At 60.4% G+C, this 17,906-nt stretch carries 10 protein-coding genes; 8 read left to right on the top strand and 2 right to left on the bottom strand.

What is annotated here, in order from left to right; all coding sequences use genetic code 11:
• The first annotated feature begins 57 nt into the window (after positions 1 to 57).
• The 4 genes from ACR2TX_RS22580 to ACR2TX_RS22565 all read left to right on the top strand — a co-directional run bounded on the left by ACR2TX_RS22580 (position 58) and on the right by ACR2TX_RS22565 (position 5,809).
• Positions 58 to 1,083 carry an isopenicillin N synthase family dioxygenase gene (locus ACR2TX_RS22580; protein ID WP_434113457.1) on the top strand — a complete coding sequence of 342 codons (1,026 nt, stop codon included), beginning with the start codon at positions 58 to 60 and terminating at the stop codon, positions 1,081 to 1,083.
• A 441-nt stretch (positions 1,084 to 1,524) separates the two neighbouring features.
• Positions 1,525 to 3,855 carry a DUF3604 domain-containing protein gene (locus tag ACR2TX_RS22575; RefSeq protein WP_434113455.1) on the top strand — a complete coding sequence of 777 codons (2,331 nt, stop codon included), beginning with the start codon at positions 1,525 to 1,527 and terminating at the stop codon, positions 3,853 to 3,855.
• Complete coding sequence (locus ACR2TX_RS22570) at positions 3,825 to 4,814, top strand: peptidylprolyl isomerase (RefSeq protein ID WP_434113453.1); 990 nt, start codon at positions 3,825 to 3,827, stop codon at positions 4,812 to 4,814. Before ACR2TX_RS22575 ends, ACR2TX_RS22570 begins: the two co-directional genes overlap by 31 nt.
• Positions 4,815 to 4,828: 14 nt before the next feature.
• Positions 4,829 to 5,809 carry a HupE/UreJ family protein gene (locus ACR2TX_RS22565; RefSeq protein WP_434113451.1) on the top strand — a complete coding sequence of 327 codons (981 nt, stop codon included), beginning with the start codon at positions 4,829 to 4,831 and terminating at the stop codon, positions 5,807 to 5,809.
• A 162-nt stretch (positions 5,810 to 5,971) separates the two neighbouring features.
• Here ACR2TX_RS22565 and ACR2TX_RS22560 read toward each other — a convergent pair whose 3' ends face one another.
• Entirely contained in the window at positions 5,972 to 6,511 is a 540-nt protein-coding gene (locus tag ACR2TX_RS22560) for an IS630 family transposase (RefSeq protein WP_434111136.1), read from the bottom strand.
• Positions 6,508 to 7,029, bottom strand: coding sequence for a helix-turn-helix domain-containing protein (locus ACR2TX_RS22555; protein WP_156882070.1), 522 nt, complete (start codon positions 7,027 to 7,029; stop codon positions 6,508 to 6,510). Before ACR2TX_RS22555 ends, ACR2TX_RS22560 begins: the two co-directional genes overlap by 4 nt.
• A gap of 280 nt (positions 7,030 to 7,309) precedes the next feature.
• Here ACR2TX_RS22555 and ACR2TX_RS22550 point away from each other — a divergent pair, with 280 nt between their 5' ends.
• The 4 genes from ACR2TX_RS22550 (at position 7,310) to ACR2TX_RS22535 (ending at position 17,901) form a co-directional block, all read left to right on the top strand.
• A complete protein-coding gene (locus tag ACR2TX_RS22550) occupies positions 7,310 to 7,966 on the top strand; it encodes a hypothetical protein (protein WP_434113449.1) in 657 nt (218 codons plus the stop codon).
• A gap of 660 nt (positions 7,967 to 8,626) precedes the next feature.
• The gene (locus tag ACR2TX_RS22545) at positions 8,627 to 16,474 is read left to right on the top strand and encodes a PKD domain-containing protein (protein ID WP_434130750.1); all 7,848 of its coding nucleotides are present in this window, start codon (positions 8,627 to 8,629) and stop codon (positions 16,472 to 16,474) included.
• Positions 16,475 to 16,476: 2 nt separating this feature from the next.
• Positions 16,477 to 16,767, top strand: a complete 291-nt coding sequence (locus tag ACR2TX_RS22540; protein ID WP_077730711.1) for a hypothetical protein — start codon at positions 16,477 to 16,479, stop codon at positions 16,765 to 16,767.
• Between the two features lie 231 nt (positions 16,768 to 16,998).
• Positions 16,999 to 17,901, top strand: coding sequence for an RHS repeat-associated core domain-containing protein (locus tag ACR2TX_RS22535; protein WP_434130749.1), 903 nt, complete (start codon positions 16,999 to 17,001; stop codon positions 17,899 to 17,901).
• Positions 17,902 to 17,906 lie beyond the last annotated feature (5 nt).

Genomic DNA, 17,906 nt, shown 5'->3' with positions numbered 1-17,906 from the left:
ATTAGAGGCATACCCGCGTGTTCGGAAAAACTGCGGCAGCCGCCTCGGGAGGTTTCCATGACTCATACCGAAGCTGGATCCGAATCGGTTTCCAATCTTCCTATCATCGACGTTCACGCCCTGGTAGCGGGCACCGGCGATAAAGAGACGGTGGCGGAGCAGATCAGACATGCCTGCCTCGACATGGGCTTTTTCTACATCAAGGGCCACGGCGTCGACGAGGCGCTCCAGGATCGACTGGAGCAGCTCAGCCGGCAATTTTTTGCACAGGATCTCGAAACGAAGCAGGAGCTTCTCATGGAACGGGCCGGCCGAGCCTGGCGCGGCTATTTTCCGGTCGGAGGCGAGCTCACCTCCGGACGGCCCGACCTCAAGGAAGGTCTCTATTTCGGTGCCGAGCTCAGGGCGGACGATCCGAGAGTCCAGGCCGGCGTTCCTCTGCATGGCGCCAACCTCTTCCCCGCCAACATCCCGCGATTTCGTGAAACGGTGCTCGCGTATACGGCGGCGATGACGCAACTCGGGCAAACCTTGATGGAGGGCATTGCGCTCAGCTTGGGGCTGGAAGCGTCCTACTTCGCCGACCGCTACACCGCCGATCCTCTGATCCTGTTCCGCATCTTCAACTATCCGCCAGGGCCGGCGAACGTGGGTACTCCGCCCAGCTGGGGCGTGGGTGAACACACCGACTATGGTCTGCTGACCATTCTCAAACAGGATGACGCCGGCGGCTTGGAAGTGAAGTCGAAGTCGGGCTGGATCGCGGCCCCGCCTGTTCCCGGAACCTTCGTGTGCAACATCGGCGACATGCTCGATCGAATGACCGGCGGTCGCTACCGCTCCACGCCTCACCGGGTCCGTAATACCGCCGGTCGCTCCCGGCTGTCCTTTCCCTTCTTTTTCGATCCGAATTTCGATGCGGAAGTAAAACGGATCGAGAGTCCCGACTTGGAGCCCGTCATGGACGATCAAGAGTCCCGGTGGGACCGATCGAGCGTCCACGCCTTTACCGGCACCTACGGCGACTACCTGCTCAACAAGGTCGGCAAAGTCTTCCCGGCACTCGGGGGCAGCGTGATTTGAAAATGGCGTCCTAGACGTGAATGCGAGGAACATTTTTTCCTGTAAACCAACCGGCGCCGAATGCCTCACGGTCGAGTCAGCAAATGTACGGATGTTCTAGCAAAATATTGTCAACCCATAATGCCCACGACCCCGGGCGAATTCTTCTTTTTTAATGGGCTAGACAGGCACTGCCGAATATTCGGCGGGTTTTTCCTTTCAGTTCGCGTAGCAAGCCGCGCGCCCTTGCGACGTGACAGGCTAACTATTCACGTTGCCGGACGAAGTAACCAAAAGGCAAGCCAAGCTTCCTACGTCTTTGCCGCGGTGGATCTGCCGCTCTGTGTCAATGTCGCCGGCACGATTGAAGAGTTTTTCCGGAAGCCGATCATGGATGATCCGGTGCCATTGCACCCGGCTAGGAAACGCCGGATACCCGGCGGATACATGGAGGAGCTTCACATGCAAACCTGCTCTCTGTCGAAGCGCGTCACACTCGCCATTTCCTTGAACGCGGTGCTCTTGGCCTGGCCGACGGTCGGGGAAGCGTTCGAGGTCACGGAACCGGAAGCCTATCGCCCCCGTTGCGACAACTATGATCCGATGCGCCAACCCTTTTTCGGCGTGACCCATCTGCATACCGGCCTCTCTTTCGACGCGAGCATCCGTTTCGTCGACGAACAGGCCGGCAACAATCCGCGCGGAGCCTATGCGTTCGCCAGGGGCGAAAGCCCGATAACGCTCCCGAACATCATCGGAATCCAGGGTGTCGAGATTCCCGAGCTGGGTTTGCCGAACGATCTGCGCAGGCCCACCATAGACCGGCCGATCGATTGGGGCGGCGTTACCGATCATTCGGAGCACTTCGGCGAGATGGGCATCTGCAAGGACCTTCTCGGAACTCCCGACCCCGCCGACCCTGAGGGACGTTTCTCACTGGATTGCCGGATGATCAACGGATTCTATTGGCAGCCGCTCGGAGGAGAAGTTTCGACTCCGGCCACCGCGCCGTTCAATCAATTCCAGCGGGAACTCGCCTCCAATGCGTTCACGCAGCTCACCATGATGAACCTCGGTCCGGTGAGCCAGATGACGCGGATGCCGCTTTGCGTGAACAACCCGGATGAATGCGATTCGGCGGAACTCGCGGTATGGCAGGAGCACCAGGCGGCGGCGGAGGAGTTCTACGACCGGAGCAGCCGGTGTTCGTTCGCCACGTTCAACGCCTACGAGGTGACTTCCACGCCGCTGGGAACCAACTGGCATCGTAACGTCTTTTTCCGCAACGACAGGGTGGTCAGGCGGCCCATTACCGCGATCGACATGGCCGTGAGGCCCAACGAGAGTCCGACTTCCGGCGGCCCCGGCGGTGTCGGGGAACCCCCCAGCTACGTGGGCAGCATCGTTCCCGACGATCCGGAGGTGTTCCCGGTCCCGCCCGGTCAATTCGTCACGTTTCCGCTTCCGGAACGGCTCTGGAACGGCCTGGAGCGGGACTGCACCTTGGGGCAGAACGTTACGGACGGCCGTGGGACTCGCTGCGAGTTTCTGACCATTCCGCACAACTCCAACCTCGGCGGAGGCATGGGGCTCGTTCCTCCGATGTTTTTCACTCCGTTCAATAAAGAGGATGCGATTCGACGCGCCAAGTTCGAGCCGCTCGTGGAGATCTATCAGAACAAGGGAAGTAGTGAATGCCGTTGGGATCCCCGCTTCAAGGAAGGTGTCGACACGGCGGATGAATTCTGCAATTTCGAGCTGCTGGACACGACCTCCCTATCCGCGGCTTCGGGCGTCGGAACCAGCGGCGGATCGGCGGGAGGATTGCCGCCGTCGGCTTTCAACGAGCGCGCCTTCGTCCGCAATGTCTGGAAGGACGGACTGAAGCTGGCGGAGGAGCAATTCGAGGGGGTCAATCCCTTCAAGATGGGCGTGGTGGCGTCCTCGGATTCGCATAACGGCACCATGGGCTGGCATCCCGAGAACGAAAGGTTTCCGGGGCACCTCGGCATCGACGATGCGGTCCCCGTGCAGCGTCCCTCCACCATCCAAAACAGTTCGGGCGGCCACTCCGTGGCGTGGGCGGAGGAGAATTCGCGCGACTCCATTTTCGAGGCGCTGAAGCGCAAGGAGACTTACGGGACCAGCGGAACGCGGATCGTCCTGCGCTTCTTCGGAGGCTGGAACTTCGACAAATCCATGTGCGGCAAGGATTTCGTGCCGACCGGCTATGCCGACGGAGTCCCCATGGGCGGCGACCTCCCGCCGAGACCCTCCCGTGCCAAAGCCCCGCGGTTCATCGTGGCGGCTTGGTGGGACGATTTCATCCGGACGCCGCTGGAGCAGATCCAGATCATCAAGGGGTGGTATGACGCGGCAGGCGAGCTGCACGAGTCGGTCGTCACGGTAGCCGGCGAAAGAGGGCGTCCCAACCTCCCTCAGGCCGGCGTCACCCCCGATTGCAGTCTTAGGGGAGGAGGAGCCGAGTCGCTGTGCGCGGTGTGGGAAGACAAACAGTTCAAGCCCGACGAGCGTGCGTTTTACTACGCCCGTGTTATCGAAAAACCCGTGTGCCGCTACAGCACGCTCTGGTGTCAGAACGCTTTCGGTCTGAATCCGCTGCGCCCGCAACAGTGCAGGGATGATCTCCAAAAGCTGCAACAGGGCAACGAAATCGATCAGCTCAAGGCTCAATACGCAGCGTCGTGTTGCAGCAACCAGACGACGGCCCCCATCGTGCAACCGGCCATACAGGAGCGGGCATGGAGTTCACCCATCTGGTACACACCCTAGGTCACAGAGCTCTTCGCTCGCCGGCACTGCATTTTCTGATCATCGGAGCGGTACTGTTCGCGGCGTTCGCACCGCAAGGAAGAATGGACCCGCCCGACCGGGCTCGGCTGGTGATTCCCTCGTATCGCGTGGATCTCGCGCGCCGCGAGTTCGCGGAGGCGTACCGGCGAACGCCGACGCCGGAAGAGGACAAGCATCTCCTCGAAACGCTCGTGGACGAGGAGGTGCTTTACCAATATGCCCTGCGTTTGGGGCTCGACAAACAGCCGGTGGCGGAGCGGCGACTGGCTCAAATCGCCACTTTCGTGGAGCAGAACCCGGAGGAGGCCAAGTCGCCGGCGGAGTTGGCCGCGGAAGCCGAGGGGCTCGGTCTCCACCACGGCGACGCCGTGGTCCGGCGAATCCTGATCGACGGGGCGAAGCGCCTGATCCGCGCCGCCGTGCGGGTGCGCCGGCCGACCGAGGAGATGATGGAAGCGTATTTGCAGAAAAATCCGGAACCCTTCATGGTTCCCGCGATGACGCGCATCACCCAGGTTTCCGTGAACCGACTGGCGCACGGTTCGGACACCGAAGCCCGTGCTCGGGCGCTGCTCAAGAGAATGAAGCGGGGCGCCGACCCTTCGGCAGCGGCTTCCGCCTTGGGCGACAAGGCTTTCGGACCGCCGTCGCTGCCTTTGCTGACTAACAAGGATCTGGCGCGGCGTTTCGGGTACCGTTTCGTGGAAGCTCTCAGTACGGCGCCCGAAGGCGCGTGGAGCGGTCCGATACCCTCTCGCTACGGCTTTCATCTCGTTTACGTGCACGAGCGGACTCAACCGTATCTACCCCCTCTGGCGGAAGTCAAAACGCAGGTGCGACGGCGTCTTGTGGAAAAGCTTGCCGACGAATGGCTGGCTTTTCGTTTGCAGCAGCTTCGGGCCGAGTTCGACATCGTCGTGCCCGGTCGACAGTCATGATGGGAAGGCGCGACATGTTTTGGCCCAGGCTTCTGTTGCCGACGGCGATCCTGTTTTCGGTCCCGGCCGAGGCGCATTTGTTCGCCCCCGCTTTGCTCGAACTCCAGGAGACATCCGGGGATCACGTGGAGATACGCTGGAAACAGCCCATCATGCGGGTCATGGGCAGCGAACTCCGTCCCGTGCTCCCCGGTGAGTGCAACGGTATCGGAAGACCGGCGGTGAAGCAGGCGGGAACGGGCATCGAAGCGACCTGGGAGATTCAATGCCCAGAGGGGCTGGTGGGCAAATCCGTGGAGGTCGAGGGCATTCCGTCGAGCAGGGCGGACGTTCTCCTCCGGATACGGCTCGCCGATGGCCGCTCCATGCGCCATGTGCTGACCGGAGACGAACCCGGTTTTACGATTCCCGCCCGCGAAAGCAGGCTGTCGGTGTTGGGTTCGTATGCCAGGCTGGGTGTCGAGCATATTCTCACGGGTTTCGACCATTTGCTCTTCGTGCTGGGCCTGACGCTATTGGTCGGCGGCGGCAGAAAGCTGCTTTGGACCATCACGGCGTTTACGCTGGGACACAGCGTCACCCTCGGGCTCGCCGTTCTGGGCTTCGTCAAGCTTCCGCCCGCGCCGATAGAAGCGGGGATCGCCCTCAGCATCTACGTGCTCGCCGTGGAACTGGCAAGGCCCGGAGAAAAAAGCCTGCTGCGAGCCTATCCCTGGCCCATGGCCGGACTGTTCGGACTCCTCCACGGGCTCGGGTTCGCCGGGGCGCTGTCGGAAGCCGGCCTGCCCGAAGGTGAAATTCCCTTGGCCTTATTCGCCTTCAACGTGGGGATCGAACTCGGTCAGATCGCATTCGTCGTTCTTGTGCTCTTCATGTGGAGGTTCTTGCGGAAAATGCCGCTCGCCCGGTACTCGTTTGCGCGGCTGATGCCCGCCTACGCCATCGGTTCCCTCGCCGCGTTCTGGCTTCTCGAGCGAAGCTGGGCGGGCGTATAGAGTGTTTTTCATGTCGGCGTATGGATTCGCGTCGGGAAGGAAGAACGTAGGTCGGCAATCCCTTGCCGACAAAGCCCTTTGCCGAGCCGGTATGTCGGCATAGGATTGCTGACCTACATATCGGGATCCCTTACACCGAATCGGAAAATGCTCTAAGTACATTCATGAAACTTTTGCGGCATAGGAACCGATAATCGAGAGCACCAGCTGTGGAGAGCGGTTGTGACGGTCGAAGAACTCGCGGGCGGCTTGGAGCAAGGCGGCTACCGTCTCGAAGAGTTCGCAATGGGTCACTTCGCGGCGGAAATGGCGCCACAGCATCTCGATCGGGTTGAGCCAAGGGCTATAGGTCGGCAAGTACAGCAGGACCAGTCGCCCGGCGGCTCCGCGCACGACCGCTTCGATCTCGTCGTCTTGATGCGTGTCGGCATTGTCCCACGCGACGTAAATCGTCCCCGTGGGATGCTGGTCCACTATGGCTTGCAGCAGTTCGGCCACCTCCCGACGGCGCTTGTGTCGTTTGAATAAGACCACGGTTTCACCGGTATGGTAATTCACCGCTCCCAACCCATAGCGCTTCTTAGGCTGACCTGGGGTCGGAATCATAATTTGCTGGCCTACCGGGCTCCACAACGCCGTCAAGGTAGGCAGCCAACTGAGGTTAAACTCGTCGGCGTAGTAAAACACATCGCCCGGTTTCAAGTGATCACGGGTGTCTTCGACCGCTTTTTTTTCACCGCATAGTCTGGATCAGGGCTGCTGATCTTATGCTGCGGACGACTGAGCACAATCCCTTCGCGCTTCAAGGTTTGGCGCAGGGTTTCCAGAGCGATGCGAATCCCGGTTTGCTCGGCCAGGTAATCCACCAGCCGTTGCAGGGTCCATATGGAAAACGGCAGGTCCAAACTGCGCGGACGGCGCCGTACCGCCGCCACCAGGGCGGCCCGATACGCCGCCGTCACTTTGGCTTGCCGTCCCGCTCGCGGCGCATCTTTCAGCCCGTCCACGCCTTCGCTCTGATACCGTTTCAGCCACCGCACCACGGTGTCCTCGCTCTCCCGCACGATCCCCGCGATCTCCAGCGCTTTGAGACCCCGCTCGGCCGAGAGCAAGACCATCTGGGCACGAGTTCGGAGTCGTGGGTCCTTGGTCTTTCGATACAGGGTGTCTAACTCACTCTGTTGCGCTTTGCCCAACGGGGGGATCAGGATGGCTTTCATGCCACCAGTGTACGCCTTTCCGCAGAACTTTATGGGATGTACTTAGATCAGTTCTTGAGTCTCTTATCGTTTCTTCACGAAAATTTCTGATCACGATCGGGATAAGCCGGCCTTGTCTGTCGCGGATGATTCTTTGACAAAAATATCGTGTTCGACCCCAAAACTATGGTAGGAGCACAACCGACACCGTGCGTAACACGGTTATGGAATACCGCGGTCCGTTCTTCTACCATGTCTGCCTGCTCTCTTAACCCCGTGACGCAGGCTGACGAGGCGCAACATGAAAGTTTTTCAGCCAGAATTCCGACTCTATGCGCTATTGGTTTGCACGGCACTCGTGACCGCTTGCACCAGCCCAGGTTACAACGACAATCCGTCGCAGCAGATTACCAACGCCCGGATCGGCTGCCTGGCCGCCACAGACTTTTTCGCTGTCTATTTCAGCGTGCATCTCCAGCCGTCCGACGAAAACCAGGATGCAAGATTAACGAAAGAGTTATTCCGCTCGTACTGCCAAGATATACCAACACCCGGCAAGGTGTTTTTTACAGCGGATCTGGTGGGTAACGAACTGAGGAGCATGCCTATCGGCATCCGGATCGTCGAACAGGAGTTTACGGGCGGCGATGAAAGCGATGCTGAAAACTTCAAGGATCTGCGCACCATATCGGAGGTTCTCGCCAAAACCTATTCCAAAGGTGTCATCGAATCGCATTTTGACCTTGATGCGAATGGGTATTACGCGATCTACTTGATCAAGGGTGGAACAGATGCCGTTCCGGAACAAGACACATTGAGAATCCCGCTCAATGTCGGCGCCGACTCCGGCGTAAAACGCTTGACGACACGAATCGTAAGCCTGTTCGGTATCGCATCGGGCCTAGCGCTGATTGGCTTTGCGGCTTCTCGATTTCGGCGAAGGCGCAAGATTCTTTAGATAGCCGTCCGCGGCTTTTCTTGAACGATGGATCGAAAGACGCGTTATTGATTTTGCAACACGGGTAACGACAATACCTATTAACGTTAATGACGCGATCAACATCAGGTCTTCTCCCACGCATCTGGACGATTCTCCTAGAAACGGCTGTTGACCGCTTAGAAGGAGTAGAAAAGCCGTATAAATTCTGACCGTCCTACCTTCTACCGATCTCACCGTTTGGTGAAGCCGCTACGCACCCGATTGCACGGCTGACGGGCCACCCTGGCGGCGTTGCTCCTTCTTGTGGGGGCGGCCCCACGGCGTCGTCGCGCCTAGAGCATTTTCATACCGACTGTACGGGCATTCGCGAGTAGGTCGGGGAATCCATTCCCAACGGTTTCGTTGGGCCAACGGGTTCGTCGGCAAAGGATTGCCGACCTACGACCATGCACCCTGTAGGTCGGGAATCCCTTCCCGACGTAACGGGCTGATTCAGCCACCGATCAGCCGCAATCCCCCTTGCAACAAGGGCTCGCCCTTCATGTAAGCCTACGCTCACAAAAAGATCCGCCGAGGCTTACAAGCTCTTGGCTTCAACTTCGAAAATGTGTCACTAAACTGTGACAGGATCGACGTGCGCGTCGAACAAGGCCGAGAAAAAACAAAAGGGGAATACGGATGGGGATCGAGCGGCTGTCTCAGTTTAGGGCGGGATTCGTGCTGAGCTTGTGTCTGGCGTTCTGCGGACTGCTTCTCTGGGGAACGTTGACGGTCGCCACCGAAGGGAAGGGCGGATCATCATCTTCCGGCTTCACCATCGGTTCGTACAAGGAAGTCGGCAAAAAGATCCACCGCCGGAAGAATCTCTTCGAGCATACCTATCGGGCAAGCCTCACCTCGACCGCCGCGGTGGACGCGTACCGCGTCAGTGCGCGGCTCGTCAGCCGCGATTCCCGTATCGTGGTGATCGACGGCGATCTCGCGTTCGGCCATGTGCCGGCCGGTGCCACCGTCGTCAGCCGCGACACCTTCACCATTCAAAAGCCTGCCAATGTCAAATTCCGCCCCTCGCTGCTGGAGTGGCGCTTCGGTCATGACTTGCGCCCAGTGGCGGAGGCCGGCCCGGATCAAACCGCCCCGGTGGGCACGACCGTCTACCTGGACGGCAGCACCTCCAGCGACGGCGACGGCGATCCTCTCACTTTTCGATGGACCTTTACCGAAAAACCCAACGGCAGCACCGCGATCCTGTCGGATCGCACCGCGGTGAATCCGACGTTCACGATCGACAAGCCAGGCACCTACACGGTCCAACTCGTGGTTGATGACGGGCAACTGGCGAGCGTCCCGGATACCGTCACCGTCAGCACGGTCAACAGTGCCCCGGTGGCCAATGCCGGTCCCGACCAAACTGCCCCGGTAGGCACGACCGTCCGCCTGGATGGCAGCGCCTCCAGCGATGTGGACGGCGATCCGCTGAGCTATCAGTGGACCCTCACTCTGGCGCCCGACGGCAGCGCCGCGCATCTGTCCGATCCCAACTCGGCCACGCCCGCTTTCACGCTGGACCGGCCCGGCTACTATTCGGCGCAATTGGTCGTCGACGATGGACTGGCCAGCAGCGAACCCGATTTTGTCTCGATCGCCACTCTCAATTCAAAACCTGTCGCCGAGGCGGGCCCCGATCAAAGCGTCTACGTCGGCGACGCCGTCACCTTGAACGGCAGCGGTTCCACCGATCTGGACGGCGACCGCTTGACTTACCGCTGGGCCTTGATCAATCAACCGGAGGGCAGCGCCGCGGCCCTGTCCGACTCCGCGGCGATTCAACCCGTTTTCGCCGTGGACCGGCCCGGCGCGTACGTGGTCCAGCTCATCGTCAACGACGGATCCGCCGACAGCGACCCGGATACGGTCGTCATTACCACCCTCAACAGCCGACCCATTGCGGCCGCGGGTCCGGACCAGGGCGTGCCGGTCGGCACCTTGGTCCAACTCGACGGGGCGGGTTCGCTTGATGCGGACGGCGACGTTCTCAGCTATCACTGGTCCCTGACCTCCGTACCCGAAGGAAGCGCCGCCGCGCTTGCCGCCTCGGACTCCGCGACCCCCGCATTCACCGTCGATCGGCCAGGTTCCTATGTCGCCCAGCTCATCGTCCGTGACGGACAGCTCGACAGCTATCCCGACACGGTGACCGTCAGCACCGTCAACAGTCGGCCCGTCGCCGATGCCGGCCCCGACCAGTCCGCCCTCGCCGGCACCACGATCCACCTGAACGGCGCCGGGTCCAGCGATCCGGACGGCGGTCCCTTGAGCTATCAATGGGCCTTGGTGAGCACGCCGGACGGTAGCCAAGCGGTGTTGAGCGATCCGCTCACGTCCACGACGACCTTCCTGGCGGACCGCCCCGGCGATTACGTGGCCCAGTTGATCGTCCACGACGGGCAGCTTGCGAGCGACCCCGATACCGCGCTGATCCAGGTGGCGCTGCCGCCCAACGTGCTACCGGCCATCACGTCCGCCCCGTTGACCGCGGCGACCGTCGGCCAGAGCTATGTTTACGATGTCGACGCCACCGATGCCGACGGCGATGTCCTGGTTTTCAGTCTCGCCACGGCGCCGGCCGGCATGAGCCTCGATGTCGCGACCGGGGTGATCCAGTGGACGCCGACGGCGGAAGGAACGTTTGCCGTCACCGTCACGGTCAGCGACGGGCGGGGCGGTACGGCCAGCCAGAGCTTTAAGATCGTGGTCAGCGGCGGCAGCAGCGGAAACTTGCCGCCGGATCCCGCCCAAGTGGCCCCGCCCCTCGATCCGACCGTCGCCACCCCGGTGGCCGATGCAACAAAATTCCTGTACACCGGTCCCAACCCGATCCAGACCGGCGTCACCGAGGGCACGATCGAACCGAAGCGTGCCGCCGTGTTCCGCGGGACCGTGCGGGACAAGGCCAACGCCCCCTTGCCGGGCGTGACCGTCACCGTCAAGGACCACCCCGAGTTCGGCCAAACACTGAGCCGTGCCGATGGCCAATTCGACCTCGCAGTCAACGGCGGCGGCCTGTTGACCCTCGACTACGCCAAACCCGGTTTCCTCCCCGCCCAACGGCAACTCGACGTGCCGTGGCAGGACTTCGCCGTGTCCGAAGACGTCGTGTTGATCCCGCTCGACCCAGAGGTCAGCGCCATCGATCTGGCGGACACCACTCAACCTTTTCAGGTGGCGCAAGGGAGCGTTATGAGTGACGCCGACGGCAGCCGCCAGGCCACCGTGCTGTTTCCGCAGGGCACCCAAGCCGTGCTGACCCTGCCGGACGGCACCCAGCAGCCGCTCAGTACGCTGCATGTCCGAGCCACCGAATACACGGTGGGCGAGAACGGCCCCAAGACCATGCCCGGTCCCCTGCCGCCGACCTCGGGCTATACCTATGCGGTGGAACTCTCGGCAGATGAGGCGATCGCCGTGGGTGCAAAGACGGTCAGCTTCAATCAGCCGGTGCCGGTCTATATTGACAATTTCCTCAATTTCCCGGTGGGCGAGATCGTGCCGGCGGGCTGGTACGACCGCGACAAGGCCGCCTGGATGCCGTCGGATAACGGCAAGGTGATCAAGATCCTATCGATCGCCGATAGTCTCGCCAGTCTCGATACCAACGGCGACACCCTCGAAGATGATGCCGCGACACTCGCCGCCCTCGGGATCACCGACGCCGAACGCGCCCGGCTGGCCCAGCTTTACCCAGTCGGCAAGAGCCTCTGGCGGGTGGCGGTAACCCACTTCACGCCGTGGGATTTCAATTGGCCCTATGGCCCGCCCGCCGATGCCACCGCGCCGCCCGCGCCGGATGAGACGAAGAACAAGACGCCGCCCGACAAAGACAGCGACGACTGCACGGGCTGCAGCATCAACCCGCAGGCGCAGACGGTGGGCGAGGAGCTTCCGATCACCGGCACGCCTTACACGTTGCATTATCGGAGCCAGCGCGCCCTAGGGTATAAACCGAACAAGGTCATCGACATCTCCTTGGCCGGCGCTAGCGTCCCGGCCAGTCTCAAGAGCATCGAGCTTGCCGTTTACGTCGCCGGGCGCACCTTCACCCAAACGTTTCCGGCAGCCCCGAATCAGTCCTACCGCTTCGAATGGGATGGCCTCGATGCCTACGGCCGTGCCGTGACTGGCTCGCGTCAAGCGACGGTTACGCTGCTGTATCGCTACGACATTGTGTATTACGCCGCCCGCCCTGATTTTAAGCAAAGCTTCGCTTTCGCCAGCGCCTCGACCGGCACGGGCAGCGCTGCCCAGATCGTTGGACAGCGCGGCGCTACCACGATCACGGCGCAGCGCACTTGGTCCATGCAATTGACCGGGAATGGCCTGGGAGCACAATCGGTGGGTGAATGGAGTCTCGACATTCACCACGCTTATGATGCTACCTCCTGGATACTGTGGCTTGGGACGGGGCAGCGACAGGACACGCAAGAGATTGGTATCGATCACGTTATTTCGACCATAGCGGGAACCGGTGAAACCGGATACACCAGTGATGGTATACCGGCAGTGCGAACAATCCTCTACACGCCTTCCGGCGTCGCATCTGCACCCGATGGAAGCATATACATCGCCGACACTGACTATAATCGCATCCGCCGCATTGGACCGGATGGCATCATCACGACCATCGCGGGAACGGGCGCCCCTGGTTCCCCTGTGTTTGGCGGACAACTGGCAAAGAACGCGAAACTGAATCATCCCAATGATATAGCCATCGGCGCTGACGGCAGCGTTTACGTCGCCGCTACTGAGAACCACAGCGTTTATCACATCCTGCCAAATGGCATCATCTATAGGTTCGCAGGCTTGGGATACGCCAGCATTAGCGTTGAGAACCAACCTGCTTCGCTGTCGGGACTTCGTTCTCCTCGCGATGTTGCCATTGGGCATGACGGCAGCATTTATGTGGCCGATACCGGGAACAACCGCATTTGTCGCGTCGGACCGGACGGTCTCATGAGGACTTTTGCTCAATCTGTCACTTCCCCTTCTGGTATTGCCATTGGGCATGATGGCAGCGTTTTTGTGGCCGATACCGGGAACAACCGCATTCGCCGCATTGGACCTGACGGCATCAACACGACTGTTGCAGGAACCGGGGCTTTGGGCTACGGCGGGGATGGTGGACTTGCCACTCAGGCACGCCTTTCCGGCCCTCGAGATCTGGTCGTTACCAACGACGGGAGCATTTATGTAGCCGATACCGGGAACAACCGCATTCGCCGCATTGGACCTGACGGCATCATCACGACTGTTGCAGGAACCGGGGCTTTGGGCTACGGCGGGGATGGTGGACTTGCCACTCAGTCACACCTTTCCGGCCCGCGAGGCATAGCCATGGCCCCCAATGGCAAGCTCTATATCGCTGACACCGACAACGGTCGCATCCGACAGCTAGCGCCGCCATTCCCTGACGCCGGACTCGAAAACATGCTAATACCGTCGACCGACGGAAACGAACTGTATTACTTCGATTCGAAAGGGCGTCATCTGAAGACGGAGAACGCCTTGACTCGCGCGGTGCTGTACCGCTTCGGCTACGATAGCGCGGGGCGCCTGATTTCGGTCACGGACGTTGACGGTAATGTGACCACCATTGAGCGAGACGCAGCGGGCAACCCCACGGCCATTGTCGCCCCGGATGGCCAGCGCACCGCTTTGACCCAAGATGCTAACGGCTATCTCGCGACGGTTGTGAATCCCGCCGGCGAAACTCACGCGATGAGCTACACCGCGGATGGCCTTCTCACCGGCTTTACCGCCCCGAAGGGGAACACGAATACCTTTACCTATGATGATCGGGGACGGTTGATCCAGGATGTCAACGCCGGGGGCGGCGGCTGGATGCTGCTCCGGTCCGAAGGGAGTTCCGGATTCAGCACCGCCATGACCACGGCGGAGGGACGGACCACCACGTTTGGGGTGGAGTATCTCGCGACCGGCGATCGCCGGCAGCTCAACACCTATCCGGACGGCACGGTGCTCGATCGCCTGTTCCAAACCAACGGCGAGGAAATCGGCACCGCTCCGGACGACACCGTCACCACGGTCCTGGAGGGCCCCGATCCGCGCTTTGGTATGCAAGCGCCGGTGGCAACCTCGACTACCGTGAAAACCCCGAGCGGCCTTACGGCCACGGTGACCCGGAACCGCGCCGCCACCCTGGTCGATCCCGGCAATCTTCTGAGCCTCACCACGTTCAGCGAGACTCAAACGGTCAACGGCCGAACCTCCCGAACGGTCTTCGACGTCCTCAGCCGGATCTTCACGGCCACCTCTCCCGTGGGACGGACCCTCACCACGGTCGTGAACGATCGGGGCCGACCGGTGAGCCGCCAAATCCCGGGACTGGAGCCGGAGCAGTTCGCTTATGATGTGCGCGGACGCCTGCAGGAGGTGATCCTGGGCCAAGGCTCGGATGCGCGTACGGTACATTACGACTACTATGCCGACGGTCCGAGCCAAGGCTGGCTCCACACCGTCACCGATCCGCTCGGTCGGACGGTGAGCTACGAGTACGACCTCGCCGGCCGAGTGATCCTCAAAACCCTGCCCGACGGCCGGTCCGTGCAGTTCGGCTACGATGCCAACGGCAATCTCACCTCGCTCCTGCCGCCGGGCCAGCCCGCGCACCTCTTCGACTACACGCCCCTCGACCTGACCGAGCACTACACCCCGCCCACGGTCGAGGCGACGGACCCGGCCACCCGCTACCAGTACAATCTGGACAAGCAACTCACCCGGATCACCCGGCCGGGCGGCGAGACCGTGACCTTCGCCTACGATGCGGGAGGACGGCTCCAGACGGTGACGGCGCCCCAGGGCGAGACCACGTACGCCTACGCCTACGACGCGGCCGGGCGCCTCCAAAACCTGACCGCGCCGGGAAGCCTCGGGCTCAACTACGCCTACGACGGCGCGCTCCTCACCCAAACCGCCTGGACCGGGTCCATCGCCGGCACGGTCGGCTACGCCTACGACACCGACTTCCGCGTGAAGACGGTTTCGGTTAACGGCTCGCCGATCAGTTTTGGCTACGATGCCGATAGTCTACTGACCTCCGCCGGTGCCCTGACCCTGACTCGCCATGCCCAAAACGGTCTCTTGACCGGTACGGCGCTCGGGACGGTGACCGACAGCCTCACCTACAGCGGTTTCGGCGAGGTGCAAGGCTACACGGCCAATGTCGACAGCAGCCCCGTCTTTTCGACTGGCTACACCCGAGATGCCCTCGGCCGGATCACTCAAAAGACCGAGACCGTCAACGGCCAGATCGACACCACCGTCTACACTTACGACCTCGCGGGTCGCCTCACCGAAGTTAAGCATAACGGGACCGTCCAGGCCACCTACGGTTACGACGCCAACGGCAATCGGACTCACGTCAATGGCCTCGAAGTCGCCAGCTACGACACCCAGGACCGGCTCACGATCTACAACGGGACCGCCTTTGCCTACACCGCCAACGGCGACTTGAAAACGAAAACGGTCGGCGGGCAGGTCACCGGCTTCACCTATGACGTGTTCGGGAACTTACGGCAGGTGACCCTGCCGGACGGCACGGTGATCGACTACCTGATCGACGGGCGCAACCGGCGCATCGGCAAGCAGGTGAACGGCACTCGGGTCCAAGGCTTCCTTTACCTGGATAGCCTCCGCCCGATCGCGGAACTGGACGGTGAGAACCAGGTTGTCAGCCGCTTTGTCTACGCCGATAAGAGCCACGTGCCAGCGTATCTCATCCGAGGAGAAAGCACCTATCGGATCATCTCGGATCACCTCGGGAGTCCCCGGCTCGTCGTTAACACGGCCGACGGCACCGTGATGCAGCGGCTGGACTACGACGCCTGGGGGCAGGTCATCCTCGACACGAACCCCGGCTTCCAGCCCTTCGGCTACGCCGGCGGCCTTTACGACCGCGATACCGGCCTGGTCCGCTTCGGCGCCCGGGATTATGATCCGGAGGCGGGGCGGTGGACGGCGAAGGATCCGATACGGTTCCGCGGCGGCGATAGTAATCTCTATGCCTATGTTCTGAATGATCCGATCAATTGGGTTGATCCTTTAGGGCTTGTTAACACCGATCCTGCCAGCCCCTTTGGCCCATTCGGTCCGGGAGGTGGGGGTGGCGGTGGTGGCGGCAGTGGTTTTGGCGCCGGTTTGGGGGGGGCTAAATTTGCGCCCCCTGCAAGTGCGCCAAGCGGTAGAAATGGATTTCCGTTACAAAATGCTCCATATCAACAAACTCGTAATCCGGATGCAGTTGTCAATGGTCGCCGGTATTGCGGACATGCACTAGATCAGATGCAGAATCGTGGTTTAACACCATCAGTTATTGAAGACACAATTAAGAATGGCCAACGTTCGCCAGATCCTATTCCCGATCGAACGAGAATTTACAACTCAGACAATAACATCACCGTAATAGTTGAGGGTAATGACGTTGTTACCGTAATTCCAGGGAAGCGATAGCTGTGAATGAACACGATATCCGGCAATTAGCATTAATGCATAAGCAGATTGACTCCTATACCAAAGGGACAATTGGCTTGAGCGCTTTGATAGGTGATCTTATTTTTTTGAGAGATGCACTATCGAAAGTGGAGTCAGATTGGGAGCATCAATTTACAAGTTGTATCTCAGATTTGGAGTCGGCATGGTCATATGCGCTTGAAAAAAATAATGGTGTTCTGGACTCCATTAGCGAAAAGGTTGTAAATGAAGCTCTTTTCAAGTTGCGTCAACTACTGGAACAGCCCGCATAGGTTGCGCTGAGGCACGAAGCGCATCGGTCGCGGAACTCAACGGCCAGAACCAAGTTGTCAGCCGCTTCGTCTATGCCGATAAGCCGGCGTAGATACTGTTATACGGGTCAAGCGCCATGAAGCCCGCGTAGGATGCGGTGACGCAGGAACCGCATCGTTCGAGTTCACGATCGATGCGCCTCCTTCGTCGGCACATCCTACGCGGGCTATGCCTACACCGCCAACGGCGACTTGAAATCGAAAACGGTGGGCGGGCAGGTCACCGGCTTCAGCTATGATGTGTTCGGCAACTTACGGCAGGTGACCCTGCCGGGCGGTACGGTGATCGACTACCTGATCGACGGACGCAACCGACGGATCGGTAAAACGGTGAACGGCACCCTGGTCCAAGGTTTCCTCTACCAGGACGGGCTCCGCCCGATCGCGGAACTGCATGGCCAGAACCAGATCGTCAGCCGCTTTGTCTATGCCGATAAGGCCAACGTGCCGGCCTACCTGATCCGGGGCGGCAGCACCTACCGGATCATCTCGGATCACCTTGGGAGTCCCAGGCTCGTCGTCAACACGGTCGACGGCACCGTCGTCCAGCGGCTGGACTACGACGCCTGGGGCCAAGTCGTCCTCGACACGAATCCCGGCTTCCAGCCGTTCGGCTTTTCCGGCGGCCTCTACGACCGCGACACCGGCCTGGTCCGCTTCGGCGCAAGGGATTACGATCCGGAAACAGGACGCTGGACGGCCAAGGATCCGATTCGGTTTGCCGGTGGGGACACCAACCTATACGGATATGTATTGAATGATCCGATAAATTCTATTGATGCCGAAGGCACATTATCCCCAGCGGCAGCCATTGGTATTATTGCTACTGGCTATGCAATTTATAACGTCATAGATAATCTTATGACCGCACAAAATGCAGCAAAGAAAGCAAATGACGCAGGGAAACAAAGACATCAAGAGCTAGATAAGTTATTAAAAGGGGAGCCAAACAATGCTGAAAAAGCAGACGATAAATACCAAGATGCCACAAAGCAGCTAGCAAAAGATGCATCAGAATTCGGTGTTGCTAGCAAGAAGCTTGAATTCAATTTCGGTAACAAATTGCCAAAGATAGCCTCAAAGCGCTGCCCTTAATCTAA

Source organism: Methylocaldum sp. GT1BB (assembly GCF_051027545.1).
Classification (GTDB): domain Bacteria; phylum Pseudomonadota; class Gammaproteobacteria; order Methylococcales; family Methylococcaceae; genus Methylocaldum.
Note: the sequence above shows the minus strand (reverse complement) of the source record. Positions and strands in the feature narration are given on the sequence as shown.

Bases quoted from the DNA above. Each gene is read 5' to 3' on its own strand.
- ACR2TX_RS22580 (WP_434113457.1), top strand. From the start codon at position 58: ATGACTCATACCGAAGCTGGATCCGAATCGGTTTCCAATCTTCCTATC.
- ACR2TX_RS22575 (WP_434113455.1), top strand. From the start codon at position 1,525: ATGCAAACCTGCTCTCTGTCGAAGCGCGTCACACTCGCCATTTCCTTG.
- ACR2TX_RS22570 (WP_434113453.1), top strand. From the start codon at position 3,825: ATGGAGTTCACCCATCTGGTACACACCCTAGGTCACAGAGCTCTTCGC.
- ACR2TX_RS22565 (WP_434113451.1), top strand. From the start codon at position 4,829: ATGTTTTGGCCCAGGCTTCTGTTGCCGACGGCGATCCTGTTTTCGGTC.
- ACR2TX_RS22555 (WP_156882070.1), bottom strand. From the start codon at position 7,029: ATGAAAGCCATCCTGATCCCCCCGTTGGGCAAAGCGCAACAGAGTGAG.
- ACR2TX_RS22550 (WP_434113449.1), top strand. From the start codon at position 7,310: ATGAAAGTTTTTCAGCCAGAATTCCGACTCTATGCGCTATTGGTTTGC.
- ACR2TX_RS22545 (WP_434130750.1), top strand. From the start codon at position 8,627: ATGGGGATCGAGCGGCTGTCTCAGTTTAGGGCGGGATTCGTGCTGAGC.